Genomic DNA, 19,804 nt, shown 5'->3' on the forward strand with positions numbered 1-19,804 from the left:
TCTCTCATTTACCGTCCCCTGTTCATATAAATCAACCCTTCCCGCCAATATTCAACTGCGGTGTACCAATTGTCTTTATAAAACTGTGAGCGCTCCATGACATAATCATTATCGGTAAAAGGATTTCGTGTCTTATTAAAAACAAAGCGCAACGAATTGGGATTTGCTTCATTCCCATAAACCCAAATTTCATCCCTCTTACTTTTATATGTATTTATAGGCGGACCAAAAACAATAAATACCATTCCTCTATCACTCTTCCAACCCTGAGTATAACTACTAAAATTTTTATTGGCTTCTTTTACTCTTCCATAGTAGCGTTTTAATAATTCACGAGCGCGTTCATTACTCCCTCCTAACTCTAACCAAAAATTATCAATGCAATTTTTTTTATCCAGTGCATCTTTACAGTTTTCAAATTCATCTTTACTCATAAGGTAACGCGTACAATCAATCATTTCATCGCTATTGCTTACTCCAGGAAATGTAGCGTCATAAGTATATAATGTTATGCCAAGAAAACTTTGAGGATCTGTTTTGATGTGATAGAAACCTTTTTTTGGCATGCTAAGCATAAATTGATTTGTACTCAAGGACATGATAAAAACGCTATCAGGTTTGTAGGTGATCTCATCAGGACTTTTTGTGGAGAAGGGAGGAAGTGCCGGGCCAAATTCTTTAAAAAAGCAATCTACCGTAACCTGCGTAATTGCAGGATTAGAGAATTGAACGATGACCTGATCGTTTGCTAAAAAATTATTTTTAAAAGCCACAGAATCGTTCAGGGTAATAAGAAAATTTTGATCGCTGTATGCGTTAAGCTTGTATATGTTTAAGCCCTGGGTGTATTTTGTTTTTTTATTTCGGTCAAAAATTTCTATTTCTAAATAATAATTCGCACCTATAAATGCTTTTAATTTAAACTGAGAAAACAATGACTTATTTTTTACATACTCACCAGCAGAACGATCCCTTAGCATGTAACTTCCACTATCTAAAATTTTCCGGGAGTTTTGTTCGCTTAATAATTTATAGGAAATTTTTACCTCGGCATAAAAGGCGGAGGTGGTATCTGGTCTCTTATAAAGAAGATTTTCGTTTTTTATTTCTAAATAGGTACTCGTAAGCGAATCATTTAAGTGGTAGGCTACGGCATTCGCTTCGAGTAAATCACTATCCGGATTTATAAGGCTCTTCGTTGGCTTAGTTGAATACTGTTGTTTTGTATGACAGCTAGTAAGAAAAAGTGTAGTTAAAAATAAAAGAATATTTACTGACAGTCTCCTCAACAAATCAAATTTAACTAATAAAAACTATCTTTGTTATACATGAAACTAAATATTAATGTATGGCGAATTATTGGAGTACTCGCTCTAATCTTTTTTGTACTTATTTTCTTTAAAATTGTTATTTATCTTCTTATTTCGCTTGTTCTTTTTTTACTAGGCTCTCCTGTTACTTATCGCTTAAACCGAGTAAAGATTGGTTCAAAAAAAATTCCAAATAGTATTTCTGCATTATTTACCCTTGTATTAATCATTAGCATTCTTTTTGGTTTCTTTTACCTGATTATACCGCCACTGGCCAGTGAAATAGACTTTCTTTATGGGCTTAATTTTTACGAGGTCATGCATAATACACTCAATCAATTTCCTTCTTTTAAATCATTGCTTTTAAAATTCGGCTCAGAAGAAGCCATCAAACAAAATGTAACCGAACAACTTAGTGGATTTATGAGTGCCAACAATATAGGCTTTATAGTAAATAACATTTTCGCGTATTTTAGTACCATTACCGCTGGAATACTTTGTGTATTATTTATTACTTTTTTCCTTTTAAGAGATTCCAACATTGTAAAAGAAAGTATTTTGGTAATAACGCCATCTGGATACGAAAACGCAACAAGCGATATATTGCGTACTAGCAAGAAAATGCTAAGCAAATACTTCACCGGTTTGTTTTTAGACATGGTTATTGTTGGGACAACGGTACTTGTTAGTTTGTCTATTTTAGGGATTAAAAACGCTTTGGTAATTGCCTTTTTTGCCTCCATACTGAATGTTATTCCTTACATAGGCTCCATGATCACTGTGATAATAGCACTTACTTTGGGAGTAAGCAGTTGCATTAGTACTGGAAGTTATGAACTTATTAGTCCGACCATTTATAAAATATTTTTCACCTTACTCAGTATAAATTTATTAGACGGCTTTATTTTGCAACCCTTTATTTTCTCCAATTCTGTAAAAGCACACCCGCTTGAAATATTTCTTGTAACGCTTATGGCTGCTAGTCTTGGCGGTGTATTTGCGATGGTTGTTGCCCTTCCAACCTATACTTTAATTCGCATTGTTGCAAAAGAATTTTTAACGCACTTAAAATTCTTTAAAAAAATATCTGAAAAAATTAATTCCTGATTATGCTAAAGACCGTTTCCTTTTTAAAAAAAATTAAAGCGAATAATAATCGTGATTGGTTCGAAAAAAACAAAAACAGTTATTTGGAAGCCAAAGAAGAGCACGAAATTTTTATTGACAAAATAATAAAGGGTGTTGCCAAATTTGACAAAAAGATTTCCCCAGATATGAAGGCGAAAGATTGTGTTTTTAGGATATATAAAGATGTACGTTTTTCAAAAGATAAAACACCTTACAAAAACAATTTTGGCGCTAGTATTAACCCAGGAGGAAAAAAGTCTTTAGTAGCTGGTTATTATTTACATATTGAGCCAGGAGCAAGTTTTTTGGCTGGAGGAGTGTATATGCCGGAAGCGGAAATGCTGAATGCGATCAGACAAGAAATCGATTACAATCCCGATCCCTTTTTTAAAATTTTAAATTCAATTTCATTCAAAAAGTATTTTAAAGGTCTTGATGATGAAGGCAAGTTAAAAACTGCGCCAAAAGGATTTGATAAAGAGCACCCACATTTAGAGATTCTGAAAAACAAACATTTTTTGGTGAGTTATCCCTTATCGGATAAACAATTAAACGAGAAAGATATTGAAAAAACTATTGTTGCAGGGTTTAGAGCTATGAATCCGTTTTTGGAATATTTAAGAATTGCGACTTCATAGGATTATTTGAGTTGAATCTTCTGGAGATGTTTTTGTTCTATTTCTTAAAGAAAAAATATACTGCTCCAATTAAAAATAAAAAACCAACGATGTGATTCCATTTGAGTTCATCAGTTTTAAAAAACAGAAGCGTAAAAATTATAAATACGGAAATAGAAATTACTTCCTGAATCAATTTTAATTGCCACATATTAAATGGCCCACCATTTATTGTACTCCCTATTCTATTAGCTGGTACCATTAAAGAATATTCCAATAAAGCTATTCCCCAACTGATCAATATTATTGTTATCAATCCTGCATTTTTTAAAACAGGAAGATCTTTAAAACGTAAATGTCCGTACCAGGCAATCGTCATAAACGTGTTGGAGGCAATCAGTAAAAGAATGGTTGCGAGCGGACGGGACATCATAGGCCGGTGTATTTTCTAAATAATTTAATAGCTAAGGCCAGTAGCACAATTCCAAACACTTTTTTAATGATAGCTATACCGCCCACACCAAGAAGTTTTTCTAAAAGTGTAATGTATTTTAATACAAAATAAACAATAATCACGTTAAAAAAAATGGCAATAATAATCGATAGTAAATTATATTCTGCGCGAATAGACAATAATGTTGTTAACGTACCCGTTCCTGCAATGAGTGGAAAGGCTAGTGGAATGATGGATGCAGTCGCTGGAATATCATCTCTATAAATTTTTATTCCCAGTAACATTTCAAGCGCAATAAAAAACAACACAAAAGAACCAGCAATAGCAAAGTCCTCAACTGTGATTCCAATAATCTCTAGAATAGACTGGCCAACAAGTAAAAAGATGAGCATAATGAGTAAAGACACCCATGAGGCTTTGAATGCATTAATGTTTCCTACATTTTGTTTTAAATTAATTACTACAGGGATGGAGCCAATAATATCTATTACCGCAAAAAGCACCGTAGTAACTTTTAAAATTTCAACTATATCAAACACTAAATTCACAAGTGTAAAGCTAATTTATTCCGAATTATGGAACAAATAATTCCAAACTCAAAACAACTTCACAAGTCTGATCTAAATTTTATACATTTATACAGCTTTTCAAAATGGGGAAATAAAATGCCTAATGTACTTATTCTTTGTGCCCACCGACCTAAACGCTCACCGAGTCAGCGCTATAGGTTTGAGCAGTATTTGCCCTTTTTAAAACAACACGGATTTAATTTTACATTTTCTTACCTTTTAAATGAAAAAGACGATACCACTTTTTATTCACAGGGAAATTTTCTTGTAAAAATTTTTATCCTTATAAAATCTGTTTTAATTCGTTTAAAAGATTGTTTTCGTTTTAAAAATTTCGACATTATTTTTATTCAACGGGAAGCCTCTTTTTTAGGAACTTCTTATTTTGAAAAACGCGCGCACAAATCTGGAGCTTATGTGATTTTTGATTTTGACGATAGTATTTGGTTGGCTGATACTAGTCCCGGAAATAAAAAATGGGAGTTTATTAAAAAGCCTGAAAAATTTTTCAGGAATATTTCTTATGCAAATTGTGTAATTGCTGGTAATAGTTACCTGGCTAAGAAATCTCAAACAATAAATAAAAATACAAAGGTTATTCCTACTACCATTGATACTGACTTTCATATGCCGAAACCGAAGCTTAGAAATAATGAAATAATAACTATTGGCTGGAGTGGTAGTATTAGCACCGTAAAACATTTTGAGACATTGCTCCCCGTTTTAATGAAAATCAAATTAGCTTATGGAAATAAAGTAAACTTTAAAGTGCTCGGTGACCCGCATTATTCAAGCGCGGATCTCAACGTAATTCCAAAAGCATGGACAGAAACTACCGAAGTAGATGAACTTAACAGTTTTGATATTGGCATTATGCCATTACCAGACGATGCCTGGGCTAATGGTAAATGTGGACTGAAAGCCTTATCTTACATGGCCTGTGAGATTGCAGTTGTGATAAGTGCTGTTGGAATAAATAAAGAAATTGTGGAGCAAGATAAAAACGGATTTCTGGCTAGTACGGAAGATGAGTGGTTTCGTTGCTTAAGTCAACTGATTGATGATAAAACTATAAGAAACGAGATGGGGAAAGCCGGGAGAAAAACGGTCATTGAACGATATTCGGTTGAGGCAAATAAAGCGAAATACTTAGAAATTTTTAACAATGGCCGAATGCGTTGATCATTTTTTTAATGCGCAAGACGAGCCTTATAGAAGTTGTCTTCTTTTTCTACGCAGCTTTATACTTGACTTTTCAGAAAGGGTTGAAGAACAACGAAAAAACAATACGCCCTTTTATTATTATCAAAAAAAATGGTTTTGTTTTATTTCCTATGATCCCAAGGGTAAAGAGATCTACATTAGTTTTGTACATGGAAATAAAATTAGTCATCCAACACTTTTAAGCGAAGGAAGAAAAAAAATGAAGATTTTTCGAATAGATGCTCATGAAGACATTGATATTAAAAGTCTTGAAGAGATTCTGACAATGGCAATTAAAATACACGCTTCAAGTTAATACACGCTTTTCGAAAACTCCTTTTGTATTGCCTTGATTTGTCTCGCAAAATTTTAAGAGGCTGATAACGGGTACTCTCTCACATGAAGGAATAGCGTAGAGCGTTAGGCTTATCTGGTATCGCTCTATTTATAAACAAAAACCACCAAGAAAAACTTGGTGGTTTTTGGTATTAAGATTGTTTCAGTTATTATGAATTCGCAAACAATGGATATTTTTCCATCATAGTATTTACCTTCTTTTTAACTTTTGCTAATTCTTTAGCATTGTCTTTATTCATTAGAACATTGTCAATGTGTTCAACAATCTTCAAACAATCTTTTTCTTTAAGTCCTCTAGTAGTGATTGCCGGAGAACCAATACGAATGCCGGATGTTACAAAGGCCGACTTATCATCAAATGGTACCATGTTTTTATTTACCGTGATATTTACTTGTTCAAGCGCTGCTAATGCTTCTTTTCCATTCAAATTTTTATTACGTAAATCAATTAAAAACATGTGGTTATCTGTTCCTTTAGAAACGATATTGTAACCCAAATCCATAAAGCCTTTAGCCATGGCCTGAGCATTTTTAATGACTTGAATGCAATAGTGCATATAATCATCGGTTAAGGCTTCTCCATAAGCAACGGCCTTTCCAGCGATTACGTGTTCTAAAGGTCCGCCTTGTGTGCCTGGAAAAACAGCCATATCTAACACATTGCTCATCATTTTTGTTTCGCCTTTTGGGGTTTTTTCACCAAATGGATTTTCAAAATCTTTACCCATCATAATCATGCCGCCACGTGGCCCACGTAATGTTTTATGAGTAGTTGTTGTAACAATATGACAGTGAGGAAGAGGATCATTTAAAATTCCTTTTGCGATTAATCCGCTTGGATGCGCAATGTCAGCCATTAAAAGCGCACCAACAGAATCAGCAATTTTACGTAAACGGACATAATCCCAATCGCGTGAATAAGCACTGGCACCACAAACAATCATTTTTGGTGATTCTTTTTTAGCCGTTGCTTCAAGAACGTCGTAATTAATAACGCCTGTCTCTTTTTCAACGCCATAAAAAACTGGGCGGTATAATTTACCTGAAAAATTTACTGGAGAACCATGTGTTAAGTGACCACCATGCGAAAGATCGAGACCTAAAATAGTATCGCCAGGTTTTAAGCAAGCCAGCATCACTGCAGCATTTGCTTGTGCGCCAGAGTGCGGCTGCACGTTTACCCATGCTGCACCGTATAATTCTTTAGCGCGATCGATTGCTAATTGCTCTATTTTATCTACGACTTCGCAACCACCGTAATAACGTTTAAAAGGTAAACCTTCAGCGTATTTATTTGTAAGTACTGAACCCATAGCTTGCATTACTTGATTACTCACGTAATTTTCGGAAGCTATCAATTCAACACCTGTTGTTTGACGGTGTAATTCCTCTTTTATTAAATTAAAAACAGTCGTATCTTTTTTTATCATGATGGAAAGGATTTTAAATATAATTTTTCTGACGCCAATAAAATTAAGCAAATAATTGGAGATTGCGCAATGCCCATTAGCCATCGGCTTAACGTGTACTCGCCATCCTGAAGCCTCCCACTTATAAAATAGCCGTAGGCCATTGCGAAAAATGCAAGTACAAACATTATTAGGTAGGTGTAAACGAGAATTTTTCGAAAATAAACGACGTTGCTCAGTTTTTTTAGTGCGAAAAAATTGGCTAGGAAGTAGAACAGAATCCAAAGCAGGGTATATACATATTTTGAGTAATACAAAGTGTCGTATGAAAAACGCCTAAAAAAAATCATAATTTCAGGAAAAGGAGCGGGTGACGTAGAATGGTAGTATTTTTCGTAGAGTATTATATTTAAATGGACAAAAAAGAACTCTCGAAAATAGCCCATGGCTGCGAAGGTCAGGATAAATATGAAAGCCCAACTATACTTAAGCATGATTTTTTTTCTCTGTTTTTGTGGAAAATGTATTAACCCAAATGATCCACAGGTAAAAAATAAAAGCATACACCAAAAAGGTGAAGGTGTAGGTATGATTGAAGTCTAGGTATTTAGGATAATAGTTAGCTATTAAGGCCAGAGCAACAACCCTTATTATATTAAGTAAATGGATAGCAATTATACCTGCTGGAATAAACCAAAATTTGTTTTTTTGATGCCCTGGATAGGTAATAATAAACACAGAAAATAAAGCAAATAAAGTAATAGCATTGCAATTTGAACCCACCCATACCCCGTTAGACCCATCAATACCGATAACCTGCATATCATGATCTTGAAGAATTTTAAAAGTAATGTAACCAAAAGAATTTAAAAGCCAATCAGCCGCCTCAATAATACTACCTATAAATTTTTGATCGTAGAGTGTATACTTTTTAACAATAAATTGATAAATGAGGTAAAGGCATAGGTAAAGTGATCCTGAACCAACAATAAATTTCACAAAGGCATTGGATGTAATGCTAGCCTTCATTTAAAAAGACTTAGGAAAGTGTTTGTGCGCTTTTGCGGAAATCGTAGATTTTCTTTGCACCATAAAGGACACCAGCAACAATTAAAAAAATGATACCATTGTCAATTGGCACACAAGGAGGCGGCCAACAAGCGGGACCTGTTGTTCCCCCGGTAGTTGATGGTGGCGGGCTTGGTGCAGCATAACAAACCGATATGCAAATAAAAAAAACTGCTGTGAAAATTAATTTAATTGTTTTCATTATAAGCCCTAAATGTATAAAAAATCCCCGAAGCCCGCAAATTATACATTAAAACTTTATATTTGTTAATTAAAACATTCTCTCATTGACAAATCCCGTAAACAATAAAAAACAGGCTATTGTATCTGCAAAGGATCTTAATCTTATACTTCGCATCTTAAAACCCAATTGGTGGATCCCTTTAATAATTTTGCCAATTTTTTACGCTCTTGGAACTTTTTACGTGTACCGTTTAACAACTGTTTATAAGGCATCAACTGAATTTTTGCTCAAATCTGACGATGCTTATTACAAAAACAATGTTCTTAGTGATGCTAGTTTTTTCGCAGCCAGTTCTTACATGGATAACTCGAACGAAACGCGTATTATTCAATCCTATGATTTATCCAGTAAAGTGGTCGATAAGTTATTAGATCGTTTGCAGGTTTCTTATTTTATTGTGGGAAAAGTGCGCACCACTGAGCAATTTTCTGGAATACCGTTCAATATCGCAATTAATTCCATTAACCCTCGGTTTTATGAGCAAATGTTTGACCTAAAAATTGTAGATTTTGAAAATTATGAAATAAGCTTTAAGGAAGAAGGAACCGAGCAGGTAAAAAAAGGAAAATTTGATGAAGAACTGGTCGATTTAGACTTGATTATTAATATTACCCGAGATAAGAGTTTCACCAAAGAAACCATTGAGGGTTTCAAGACTATTTTTTATCAGTTTAACATCCATAATAAAGACTATTTGGTCAATCAGATCCGATCAAATTTAGTGGTAGAAAATCCCGAATATACCCAGATATTGAAAGTGGTGCTTAAAGATGTTATTCCAGAGCGTGCTATTTTAATTTTGGACACCCTGAACGGTGTTTATGCTGAAAGTAAACTAAAATCGAAATTTGAACTGAACGAACGAACAATTGCCTACATAGACAAACAGTTAAATGAGATCACTTTTTCCTTAAAAAACATTGAGGATACGATGCAAAATTATAAGGAGAAAAAATCCATTATCAATTTAGAGTGGCAGCAAGGCGATTTTCTGGATAAGATAAGTAAGTATGATGGGGAAAAATCACAAATGCAATTACAAGTAAGTGCTTTAAATGACTTGGAAAAATATATTATAGAAGATAAAGATCCACAGTTTTTACCGCCTTCTGTATTTATTATTGAAAAGGGTGGTTTTATGACTCAGGCTGTGAACGATTTGTACACCAAACAAATTGAGTTGAATAGGATGTATAATGTGGCTAAGGAAACCAATCCGTTAGTTGCTGATCTGCGCGCGAGCATCAAAAAAACAAAACAAGATCTTTTAATTTACATCAGTAATGCACGCAAAGCTGCGAATATGCAAATTGTGAATTTAGAAAAAGAAATTTCTGATTACATCAGTGAGGCCAAACTTATACCAGGCAAACAAAGGGATGTATTAAATATTCAACGTAAAGCAACGGTAAGCGAAGAGTTATACAATTTTCTTTTAGAAAAAAAGGCTAGTACAAAAATTGCGAGGGCAAGTATTGTACCTGATATGAAAATTGTGGAAGTTCCGAGATACGCAGGTGTTGACTCGCCAGATAAACCAAAAATTGAAAAGCAATTCTTTTCAATAGGTCTCATTATATCTATTTTAATCATTTTTGTTAGAGCGTTTTTCTTTACTAAAATTAAAACTGTAGAACAATTGAAAGAAATGACTGAATTGCCTTTGATTGGCGTTCTGCCATTTGTGAAAGATAGTTTAGCTGAAGACATTATTGTTGAACAAAGGCCGAATGATCAGATTTCGGAGGCGTTTAGAAATTTAAGAACAAATTTGCAATATGCGAATATTGAAACCGATGCAAAAACATACTTGGTGACCTCTTTTTTACCCGGTGAAGGGAAAACCTTTACTTCGGTAAACCTAGCAGCTACTTTGGCAAAGAGTGGTAAAAAAACAGTTATCATTGAACTCGATCTTCACAAACCTAGGGTTTATAAACGTTTTGGCCTACAGGCTCAAACTAAAGGTATCACAACTTGCATAACAGGTCAAAATAGTTTTGAGGAGATTGTCTCAGAAACGTATGTTCAAAATCTGTATTGTATTTATTCAGGCCCTGTGCCACCTAATCCCTCTGACTTTGTTCTTTCTGATAAGATGAAAGAAATTATTACCCAAGCTAAAGCTGAATTTGACTATGTGATTATAGACACACCTCCTGCTGGCCTTTTGTCTGATTCCATCTACCTCATACAAAATGTTGATGCATCAATATTTGTATTAAACACAAGATCAAGTACTAAAAAGGTGGTTACTTTTATTGAAGAAGTAATTCGATCGAATAATTTAAAAAATGTTTTACTTATCTTAAATGGTGTAAGCAGAAACAGTAAACGTTACTATTATCAAGGATATGGGTATAGTTATGGTTATGGTTATGGTTATGGTTACGGCAAAGGCTCGGGATATAAAAAATAATTTCCAGTTGCAGGAAACTGGTAAGCAATCTACGAATAAGTTTACTTATTATCAGAATCGATTAAACCGAAGTTAGACAGTAGAAGCCTTTGGAAACGATGCCCTACTGGCTTAGCGGGATAACCCCGACTTAGTACCTGTTAGTAATCATTGTTGTGACGACGTTTGGGTAGAAGAAATTTCGTCTTGATAGACTTAAATAATTCTAATTTATTTAAACTTTAGGCTTATTTGCGGACAAGTTTTCGTGGTAAATATTTTTTACGGATTGCATCAAAAAACAAACATTTTGTAACCTGGCGATTTCGAACCTCTGTGTTGAAAAAAGAAGAAAGAGCGTCCTATAGATTTTCTAACTTTACCGTGTGACTGAAGATTTTCCTGAACACATACAGAACCTAATAAAAACCTTGCCAGAAACACCTGGTGTTTATCAATATTACGATACAGAGAACACTTTATTGTATGTTGGTAAAGCAAAAAATCTAAAAAAACGGGTTACTTCTTATTTTACCAAAGATCACGATAATGGGCGCCTTCGTATCATGGTAAATAAAATTCACGACATTAAAACCGTTAAGGTAAACAGTGAATTAGACGCATTGCTTCTGGAAAATAACTTAATTAAAAGTCTTAAACCCAGGTACAACATAAATCTGAGGGACGATAAAACGTATCCTTGGATCATTCTTAAAAATGAGCGTTTTCCACGTTTGTTTTATACGCGAAAACAAATAAAAGATGGTAGTGAGTATTTTGGTCCTTACGCTTCTGGAAAAGTAATGCATACTCTGTTGGATCTCATTCGTCAAACCTATCCCTTACGTACTTGTAGCTATTTATTAAGTAAAGAAAATATTGACAAAGGTAAATTCAGAGCGTGTTTGGAGTTTCATATTGGTCGTTGTAAGGCGCCTTGTGTAAACAAACAAGAAGAGGATGAATACAATCAGAACATTTCTGAAATTCGCCAAATTATTAAAGGTGACATAGGATTTGCTTTACGTGATCTAAAAGATAAAATGAATGAAGCCGCCGAAAAGTATGAATTTGAAAAGGCTGAGCTATTAAAAAATAAAATCGATGTTTTAAGCGATTACCAAAGTAAATCCACGATTGTACACCCTTCTATCACTAACACAGATGTCATTAATATTATTAGTGACGAAAAGAACGCCTACCTACATTATTTTAAAATAATTAATGGAGCTATCATCCATGCACAAACAATCGAACTAAAGAAAAAAATTGAAGAAAGTGATGAAGACATGCTTATGTTTGCGATTATCGAATTTAGAAATAGATTTAAAAGTGCCAGTAAAGAAATATTAGTTCCTTTTGCTCCGAGTATTGCTATTACAGATTGCGAGTATGTGATCCCAAAAATTGGTGACAAAAAAAAGTTACTTGATCTCTGTTATAAAAACGCACTCGCCTATAAACAAGAAAGAGAGAATCAACTTGCTTTAACCGATCCTGAAAGACATACAGAACGCATCATGAATCAGATGATGAAAGATTTAAGAATGAGCGAACAACCACGCCGTATAGAAGGCTTTGATAATAGTAACATGCAGGGTGAATACGCGGTAAGTGCCATGCCTGTTTTTATAGATGGAAAACCTGCAAAAAAAGAATACAGACATTTTAATGTAAAAACCGTCGTTGGTCCAGATGATTTTGCCACCATGGAAGAGGTGATTCTTAGAAGGTATTCAAGAGTCTTAGAAGAAAATTTACCAATGCCACAATTGATTGTTATTGATGGTGGAAAAGGTCAATTGGGAGCTGCTGTTGAAAGTTTAAGAAAACTAAATTTAATGGGAAAGGTAGCCATCATTGGAATTGCAAAACGCTTAGAAGAAATTTATTTCCCTGGAGATCCCTTGCCTTTATATTTGGATAAACGAAGCGAGACTTTAAAAATTATTCAACAAATTCGCGATGAGTCGCACCGTTTTGGAATTACGCATCACCGCAACAAACGAAGTCGCGAAACATTTAAAACAGAGTTAAACGAGATAAAAGGCATAAGCGTTAAAACAGCAGAAAAATTATTGATCGAATTAAAAAGCGTAAAAAACATTAAAGAAGCTACTCTCGAAGAAATGGAAAAAGTAATTGGTGCTTCAAAGGCAAAGTTGGTTTATGATTTTTTTAATAGCCAAAATTCTAATTCAATTCAAGAATAAAAAAACTAAGTATGAGATGCAAAACATTGATACTCTTTCTGTTTTTAATCTGCAATTATTTTTCTCAAAATAACCTGAGCTTAACTTCTGCTGATGGAAAAGTATTTAGGGTTTTTATTTCAAACAAAGCATACAACCAAACATGGCAAGCCCATGTATTAGTCGAAAAAATCACAGAAGATACGCTAAATATTGAAGTTGAATATGAAAACAAAAAACGGTATCCGTCTACGATTTATTTTTTAGAGCACGGAACTTCCATTAAGAACAAAGAATTTAATTTCCAATTGGAGAGCGATGGCACAAAATTAAAACTCCGCTTTGCTGGAACGTACGCGGTAAGTCCATTGCCAAGTCCTTTAGTTCCAGTAAAGCCAGTAGTTGATACTAGCCAGAAATACCGAAATGCTGTTTTGGGACATTTTTGTGAATTGAAAGAAGGAAAACCTTTTTACTTTGATAATGTTCCAAAAGAAAATAGTTGCCAAAAAGCGATGCCTGCAGAAAACCTGAATTATGTTGCTTTACTCATGACAAAGGCAGAGGTTCCTGATCATAAGTTTACGATTGTTGAAAATGTGTGTCGTAATAATTGTTTGAGCATTGGTCAGTTAAGCAAGCTATTAAATTACATTGAATATGAAATCGAGAAATTGAAAATCGTGCGCTTAGCATATCTTCATCTAGTGGATCTCAATAACAAAAAGGAACTTGAGAAAAATTTTCGTTTCGAAGCTTCGATAAAAGAACTAGACACGTTTTTCAGGAACGCAGAGGAGAAACAAACGCAGGTGACAAAAAAATGCGAGTCCTCAGCTTCACAAATGCTAATTGATAAATACTGCGAAAAACTAGCAACGTTTTCTAACGATGCAGAAAGATTTGAATCGCTAAAAAGGACTTACGTAGATTTATGTTATTCTTCGAATCAGATTACACAAGTACTCAGTAAGTTTGTTCACGACCGTGAAAAACTAGAAGTTGCAAAATTGTTGTTCCAGTATTGTGTGGATAAGGATAAATTTATGCTAACGAAAGAGGTGTTTTCTTATGGTCAAAGTATAAGTGAACTACAGGATTTTGTAAACAAGCAGTCGCGTTAAACAAAGCCTAAATCTCTTTATAAAAATACCCTTCCTTTGTGTATATTTACAGCGTTGAAGCCAATTCTTGAAATAAAAGGAATCAGTAAAAAGTATCAGATTCAAAGTAATGCTAAACCGTATTTAAGTTTGCGTGAGAGTTTGTTTTCTTTTTTAAAACCTTCTTCTCAAAAAGAGGAGTTTTGGGCTTTACAGGATGTTAGTTTTGATGTTCAAGCCGGTGATACTATCGGTATTATTGGTAAAAACGGAGCAGGAAAATCAACATTACTTAAAATTCTTTCTAAAATAACACCCCCAACTTCTGGTAATATTACTTGTAGAGGTCGAATTGCTTCACTTTTGGAAGTAGGAACTGGATTTCATTCAGAATTAAGCGGAAGAGAAAATGTTTTTTTTAATGGTTCTATTTTGGGTATGAAGCGCAAAGAAATTCTTAAAAATTTTGATGCCATAGTTGATTTTGCAAATGTTGAAAAATTCATTGACACGCCGCTAAAGCATTATAGTAGTGGCATGCAATTGCGTTTAGCGTTTGCGGTAGCTGCTTTTTTAGAAAATGAAATTTTAATTGTAGATGAAGTTCTCGCAGTAGGCGATGCCGAATTCCAAAAAAAATGCATCGGTAAAATGGGTGATATAAGCAAAAGCGGACGCACTGTTTTATTTGTGAGCCATAATCTCGTTCAATTAAAAGATATTTGTGAGAAAAGCATTTTACTTGAAAAAGGTGCCATCATCTACAGTGGTAAAACTGTTGAATCGATAGCGCATTACCAAAATAAATTATTACCCGGAAAAGTATCCTTAAAAAATGCTTTGCGTAAAGGTCCTTCGCAATCCATTTTTCAGTTTACCGATATGGTTATTGCGAACGAAGAAAATCTTTTAGAAAAAAATAAAATCCAAATCAACATAGAATTTACAACAACACAAAAAATCACTGATCTGGTAGTTGGTGTTTTATTTTCTGAATCTTCTGGTACAAAAGTATTGGAAGTTCGGTCAAACCAATCTTCTGCAGTACTGAATGTAGAAAAGGAAGGCGACTATACTATGCAAGTAGAATTCGACTCTTTTTTAAAATCAAATATTTATTCTTTGAGTATTGGTGCGCGTTCTAAGGAGGGTTTATTAGAATATTTACCCGATCTTTATACAGTAGAAATTAAACCGAACGCGGCTCACAATCACCAACTTATAAACGATCTCTCGGGTTCCTTTATTATTAATTCAAATTGGAAGCTACAATGATAGATTCAAAATATGCAGAAATTTCTGATTTAAGCGATGCTCGTTTCGTAGAGATAAACAAAGCGATTGAAGCGTTAAACCTGAAATATAATTTACCGGATCATGCAACTTTAAACAAAGCGAGGTTTTTGGATAATCCTATTATCAATGCTTCCGGAACATTTTATGGAGCAAGAATGTGGGAGTATCCTTTCGCGATAATTAATGCGGAATTAAAAGAAGGAATGACGTGTGCAGATATTGGTTGTGGATCAACTCCTTTTACTCCTTATTTAGCAAGTGTTACAGGACAAAATACAGTAACTGGATTTGACAATGATTTTCTAGAAAACGACAATACACATTTTGCTTTTGGGGTAAGAAAAGAATTTATTAAGGATACCGGCATACAATTTAAATTTTCAGGAATGGAAAAAATTGATGCTCAGGATAATTCATTTGACAGAGTTTTTTGCATCAGTGTTTTAGAGCATATTGATAATCCTGCAATTTGGCAAAAGGGATTAAAAGAAATGGCAAGAATATTAAAACCAGATGGACGTCTTATTCTTACTTTTGATTTTGCACTTTCAAATAAATATTTGTCGATTGGTGATGTTCTTAATTACACTGGACTTATTCCGTGTAATTTTATAAATATGAATTGGCCGACTGATCGTTTTGTAAAAGTAGAAAGTTTATCTATGGATGTTTTTGGTTTAGTACTTCAAAAGCCGAGTGGAACCGTGTATACAGATCATTCAAAAATGAAAAGTATTCCAAGAGAAAGAGCACTTACTGTTTACGTGCCGGAAGTAACATATCCTCATGAACTTCAAATTGCTAAAGACATTAATAGAGGGAAGTTGCTCACTGTTTCAAAAATAGTTTTAAATCGCTATAAAAAATAGGATGGGTTTTTATCTAAATAAAATTTCATTTATGCTTCAGCGACTCGCTTGGAAGCTGAGGTGGATATTTTCGGAAAGAAAAATAGAAGTGAAACCATCTGACTTTTCAATTATTGTTGTTGGAAGAAATGATAATTATGGCGGCGATTTTTCTTTAAGATTAAAAACAACTATTGATTGGAATTTAAAACAGTTGCCGGGTGCTGAATTAATTTATGTGGAATGGAATAAAATTGAAGATAAAGAAAGTGATTGTAAATGGATAGAGGAAAGATACACGAATGCTAAATGCTACTCTGTCTCAAATAAAGTGCATCAAACAATAACGCAAAATCCAAAAATGCCCGTTATGGAATATTTTGCAAAAAACATTGGCATGCGAATGGCTACTAAACCTTGGCTTCTAATGATTAATGCCGATTGTTTGATTGGAAATGATACCAAAGAGAATCTTAAAAAGCTCAGCAATAAATATGTGTATGGTACCCATTATGTTAGTTTTAAATGGGACAACAAATCTATTACAGAGAATCACCTGAATAATAAAGAAACGCATGTAGTTGTTTTCCCTGCTCCAGATCACATGGGTTCAGTAGTTGGAAATTTTATTTTAACCCACAAAGACAATTGGATGCAAGCAAGTGGATACGATGAAACTTTAACCAATGTTCGTGCCGGTGTTGATTCTAATGGACTAAATCAATTGTATCATAAAGGTCTAAAGCCAATGGTACTCGGAACCCATTTTCATTTGGATCATCCTGAGTCCATTGTTCACGGCGCTAACGCAACTCACGGTGCACATCAGTTTAATAACATTCCATATCAGAATGCTGATACCTGGGGATTTAGCGACAAAACATTCATACAACTAAGCAAACGGATATGGCAATTAGAAAAAATTTAGTGTTAGGTGGGGCTGGTACTATTGGTACAGCGCTTTGTAATTATCTCAAATCTATTAATGAAGAAGTTATTTCATTGGATTTAAAGACTGGATTTGATGTGCGCACGGATAATCTTGATGCGTACAAAGATGTAGATTATGTTTGGTTCTTAGCGTGGGAAGTGGGCGGCGCAAAATATTTAGGTAACGAAAATTATTTGCTCGATATTATTCGCAACAACACTACCATCTGTGAAAAAGTATTTCAGTTTCTTGAAAGTACAAAATTGCCTTTTATGTTTGCCTCTTCTCAATTGGCAGGACCTGACACACCTTATGGGGTTACAAAATTATTGGGTGAAGAATGGTCGAGGATTTTAAACGGACAAATTTGTCGTTTCTGGAACGTATATGGTTGGGAAGAACCCGGGGAAAAATCGCATGTTATTCCAGATCTAATTCAGCAAGCACTTATCAATAAAAAGATTGAATTGCTAACTGACGGTCAGGAACAGCGCCAGTTTATATACATGGATGACTGTGTAGAAAATATGATAGCCATTCGCAATGCTGGTGCAACACGAGTGGACATTACAAATGGTAATTGGGTTACCATTGAACAGATGGCATCGCAGATAGCGGCATTACACAATGTTCCTATGAAACTTGGAAATAAAAAAGGGTACTCAAATAAAATCGAACCAATTTCGACTTACCCACTTGTATTTAAAACAGATTTTAAAACTGGCATAAAAAATATTTCCGAAAAGTCTAAAAAGTTCTTCGAAGAAAAAAATAAATAAACAGGGATGGGTTTTATTACCGAAATAAAGAGGTACCGTTGGGCAGTTCTTGGACGAAAAAAAATCAAGAAATGTGTAAAGGAAAAACAACGCAATGCTCAAGCCATAAAAATTATTTTGGGTGCTGGTCATCACCAATTAACCAGTGGTGATTGGATTAACACGGATCTTCCGCAATTTGATGTTACAAAGTCAGATCAATGGAATTATATTTTCGGAGCTCTTAAGATAGACAATCTTCTTGCTGAACATGTCTTTGAGCATTTAACACTTGAGCAAAACAAAATCGCATTTGATTTAATTTATTCTTATTTAAAACCAAAAGGTGTTTTTAGATTTGCTGTACCAGATGGTTATCATCCAGATAAAAAATACATTGATTATGTAAAACCTCTTGGAAGTGGCCCTGGATCTGATGATCATAAATTATTATGGACAATTGATTTAATCAACGAAACTTTTTCGGGATCTAAATTCAAAATTATTCCAAGAGAATATTATTCTAAGGAAGGTAATTTGGTAAGTACTGAATTAAGAGCCACTGATGGTAAAATTCTTAGAACTGCTGGCAATTCTGATAAACAAGACACGGAAATAAAAAATTACTCCTCACTAATAATAGATTTTGTAAAAGAATAAAAAATGAAACCTGTTTTAGCGCCCATAGTTTTTTTCGCATACAACAGGCCAAATCATACACGTCAGGCACTTGAAAGTCTTATGAAGAATGATCTGGCGAAGGATTCAGATCTCTATATTTTCGCAGATGGTCCTAAAAAAAGTGCGAGTAAAGAACAACTTGCAAACTTAAACGCTACCAGAAAAATACTTAAAGAAAAACAGTGGTGTAAAAATGTTTACATAACCGAGTTGGATGATAATATGGGAGTAGACGCCATTACTATTATGGCCGTCACTAAACTCATAGATACATTTGGAAAAACAATAGTTCTGGAAGATGATTTGCTAACAAGCAAAGGTTTTCTTACTTACATGAACGAGGCCTTAGAACTTTATAAAAATGATGATGAAGTTATGCATGTAGCAGGATATGTATTCCCGATCAAAAAAGAGGGGCCAGGAACATTTTTTATTTATGGCGGCACTTCTCCCTGGGGCTGGGCTACCTGGAAAAGGGCCTGGGACAATTTTGAACCAGATTATAAAACACTTTATTCTGAAATAGGGAAAAAGAGTTCAAGCGTAAAGCAATTCAATTTTAATAATACTTATCCCTATTTTGACATGCTGAAAAGTTGCGCAGATGACAAAAATCCCTGGGATATTCGTTGGTATGCCGCAGTGTTTTTAAAAGGCGCTTATGGTTTATGGCCTACTGCTTCTCTTGTTCAAAATATTGGTCACGATAGCAGTGGAGAACATTGTGGTAGCACAAACCAATTTTATCATGAAGAATTAGCTCAAGATATTCCTGTAAAAAGGATCCAGGTGAAAGAAGATTCAGAACAACGTAAAAAAATAAGTGTATTTTTAAAAAGCCTTGATACAACAAGCCTTTCCGCAAGAATTAAAAATAAAATTAAGTTAGGCGTATTTCGAAAAAAAGCCTAAACACAGACCTTGTTCCACCTTTTAAACAGTTCTTTCTTGCCTATCCAGGCATATACACAAAGCTGAGATAGCCTTATCTGAGTAATATTTTTTATATTCGTATTCTAAAGCCTGGTCTGGTATTATGAATTATTTTCTTACAAAATTAGTCTTGTTTTTGCAGAATAAAAACGAAAAGCATCGTGAAAAGGCGAATGCAAAATTCGTTCGTGTAGGAAAAAATTCTAAGCTGGAAAATTTAAAAATAGAAGTTAGACACCCAGAAAGAATTGAGCCATTAATTGAAATCGGTGAAGAGAGCATTGTGATGGGACGTATTGTATTGG

At 34.2% G+C, this 19,804-nt stretch carries 19 protein-coding genes; 13 read left to right on the top strand and 6 right to left on the bottom strand.

Translation table 11 applies throughout. The features are described from left to right. Positions 1-8: 8 nt before the first annotated feature. Positions 9-1,289: a GWxTD domain-containing protein gene (locus P2086_RS05745; RefSeq protein WP_317899487.1), complete on the bottom strand. Its 1,281-nt coding sequence runs from the start codon at positions 1,287-1,289 to the stop codon at positions 9-11. A gap of 39 nt (positions 1,290-1,328) precedes the next feature. Between P2086_RS05745 and P2086_RS05750 the strand changes: the two genes are divergently transcribed. Both P2086_RS05750 and P2086_RS05755 read left to right on the top strand, forming a co-directional pair. Further along, positions 1,329-2,417, top strand: a complete 1,089-nt coding sequence (locus tag P2086_RS05750; protein WP_317899488.1) for an AI-2E family transporter — start codon at positions 1,329-1,331, stop codon at positions 2,415-2,417. Between the two features lie 2 nt (positions 2,418-2,419). Beyond that, positions 2,420-3,076, top strand: a complete 657-nt coding sequence (locus tag P2086_RS05755) for a DUF2461 domain-containing protein (RefSeq protein ID WP_317899489.1) — start codon at positions 2,420-2,422, stop codon at positions 3,074-3,076. Between the two features lie 37 nt (positions 3,077-3,113). Here the strand turns inward: P2086_RS05755 and P2086_RS05760 are convergent, their stop codons facing one another. Together P2086_RS05760 and P2086_RS05765 are read right to left on the bottom strand one after the other, a co-directional pair. Further along, a complete protein-coding gene (locus tag P2086_RS05760) occupies positions 3,114-3,488 on the bottom strand; it encodes a DMT family protein (protein ID WP_317899490.1) in 375 nt (124 codons plus the stop codon). Further along, positions 3,485-4,057 carry a MarC family protein gene (locus P2086_RS05765; protein WP_317899491.1) on the bottom strand — a complete coding sequence of 191 codons (573 nt, stop codon included), beginning with the start codon at positions 4,055-4,057 and terminating at the stop codon, positions 3,485-3,487. Before P2086_RS05765 ends, P2086_RS05760 begins: the two co-directional genes overlap by 4 nt. Positions 4,058-4,084: 27 nt before the next feature. On the opposite strand from P2086_RS05765, the gene P2086_RS05770 reads away from it, so the two are divergent. Both P2086_RS05770 and P2086_RS05775 read left to right on the top strand, forming a co-directional pair. Then, positions 4,085-5,260 carry a glycosyltransferase family 4 protein gene (locus P2086_RS05770; RefSeq protein WP_317899492.1) on the top strand — a complete coding sequence of 392 codons (1,176 nt, stop codon included), beginning with the start codon at positions 4,085-4,087 and terminating at the stop codon, positions 5,258-5,260. Further along, the gene (locus P2086_RS05775) at positions 5,244-5,597 is read left to right on the top strand and encodes a DUF1801 domain-containing protein (RefSeq protein ID WP_317899493.1); all 354 of its coding nucleotides are present in this window, start codon (positions 5,244-5,246) and stop codon (positions 5,595-5,597) included. Before P2086_RS05770 ends, P2086_RS05775 begins: the two co-directional genes overlap by 17 nt. Positions 5,598-5,787: 190 nt before the next feature. On the opposite strand, the gene glyA is transcribed toward P2086_RS05775, so the two are convergent. From glyA to P2086_RS19125, 3 genes are all read right to left on the bottom strand, one after another. Then, positions 5,788-7,065, bottom strand: a complete 1,278-nt coding sequence (gene glyA / locus P2086_RS05780; RefSeq protein ID WP_317900251.1) for a serine hydroxymethyltransferase — start codon at positions 7,063-7,065, stop codon at positions 5,788-5,790. Positions 7,066-7,533: 468 nt separating this feature from the next. Further along, complete coding sequence (gene xrtX, locus P2086_RS05785) at positions 7,534-8,076, bottom strand: exosortase X (RefSeq protein ID WP_317899494.1); 543 nt, start codon at positions 8,074-8,076, stop codon at positions 7,534-7,536. A gap of 10 nt (positions 8,077-8,086) precedes the next feature. Beyond that, positions 8,087-8,317, bottom strand: coding sequence for an Fjoh_0651 family PID-CTERM protein (locus P2086_RS19125; protein ID WP_502547931.1), 231 nt, complete (start codon positions 8,315-8,317; stop codon positions 8,087-8,089). An 85-nt stretch (positions 8,318-8,402) separates the two neighbouring features. Here P2086_RS19125 and P2086_RS05790 point away from each other — a divergent pair, with 85 nt between their 5' ends. The 9 genes from P2086_RS05790 to P2086_RS05830 all read left to right on the top strand — a co-directional run bounded on the left by P2086_RS05790 (position 8,403) and on the right by P2086_RS05830 (position 19,478). After that, positions 8,403-10,778: a polysaccharide biosynthesis tyrosine autokinase gene (locus P2086_RS05790; RefSeq protein ID WP_317899495.1), complete on the top strand. Its 2,376-nt coding sequence runs from the start codon at positions 8,403-8,405 to the stop codon at positions 10,776-10,778. Positions 10,779-11,143: 365 nt separating this feature from the next. After that, complete coding sequence (gene uvrC, locus P2086_RS05795) at positions 11,144-12,970, top strand: excinuclease ABC subunit UvrC (RefSeq protein ID WP_317899496.1); 1,827 nt, start codon at positions 11,144-11,146, stop codon at positions 12,968-12,970. 11 nt (positions 12,971-12,981) lie between these two features. Beyond that, the gene (locus P2086_RS05800; protein ID WP_317899497.1) at positions 12,982-14,073 is read left to right on the top strand and encodes a proline and serine-rich protein 1 family protein; all 1,092 of its coding nucleotides are present in this window, start codon (positions 12,982-12,984) and stop codon (positions 14,071-14,073) included. A 54-nt stretch (positions 14,074-14,127) separates the two neighbouring features. Continuing rightward, positions 14,128-15,327: an ABC transporter ATP-binding protein gene (locus P2086_RS05805; RefSeq protein WP_317899498.1), complete on the top strand. Its 1,200-nt coding sequence runs from the start codon at positions 14,128-14,130 to the stop codon at positions 15,325-15,327. Continuing rightward, positions 15,324-16,217 (top strand): class I SAM-dependent methyltransferase, encoded by an 894-nt coding sequence (locus P2086_RS05810; RefSeq protein WP_317899499.1) that lies wholly within the window; start codon positions 15,324-15,326, stop codon positions 16,215-16,217. The genes P2086_RS05805 and P2086_RS05810 overlap by 4 nt, the downstream gene beginning before the upstream one ends. A 31-nt stretch (positions 16,218-16,248) precedes the next feature. After that, the gene (locus P2086_RS05815) at positions 16,249-17,124 is read left to right on the top strand and encodes a hypothetical protein (RefSeq protein ID WP_317899500.1); all 876 of its coding nucleotides are present in this window, start codon (positions 16,249-16,251) and stop codon (positions 17,122-17,124) included. Continuing rightward, on the top strand, positions 17,103-17,906 hold the full coding sequence (locus tag P2086_RS05820) for an NAD-dependent epimerase/dehydratase family protein (protein WP_317899501.1): 804 nt from the start codon (positions 17,103-17,105) through the stop codon (positions 17,904-17,906). The genes P2086_RS05815 and P2086_RS05820 overlap by 22 nt, the downstream gene beginning before the upstream one ends. A gap of 6 nt (positions 17,907-17,912) precedes the next feature. Then, complete coding sequence (locus P2086_RS05825) at positions 17,913-18,545, top strand: class I SAM-dependent methyltransferase (protein ID WP_317899502.1); 633 nt, start codon at positions 17,913-17,915, stop codon at positions 18,543-18,545. A 3-nt stretch (positions 18,546-18,548) separates the two neighbouring features. After that, a complete protein-coding gene (locus P2086_RS05830) occupies positions 18,549-19,478 on the top strand; it encodes a hypothetical protein (RefSeq protein WP_317899503.1) in 930 nt (309 codons plus the stop codon). Positions 19,479-19,804 lie beyond the last annotated feature (326 nt).

The sequence above is a fragment of the Aurantibacillus circumpalustris genome (assembly GCF_029625215.1).
GTDB lineage: Bacteria > Bacteroidota > Bacteroidia > B-17B0 > Aurantibacillaceae > Aurantibacillus > Aurantibacillus circumpalustris.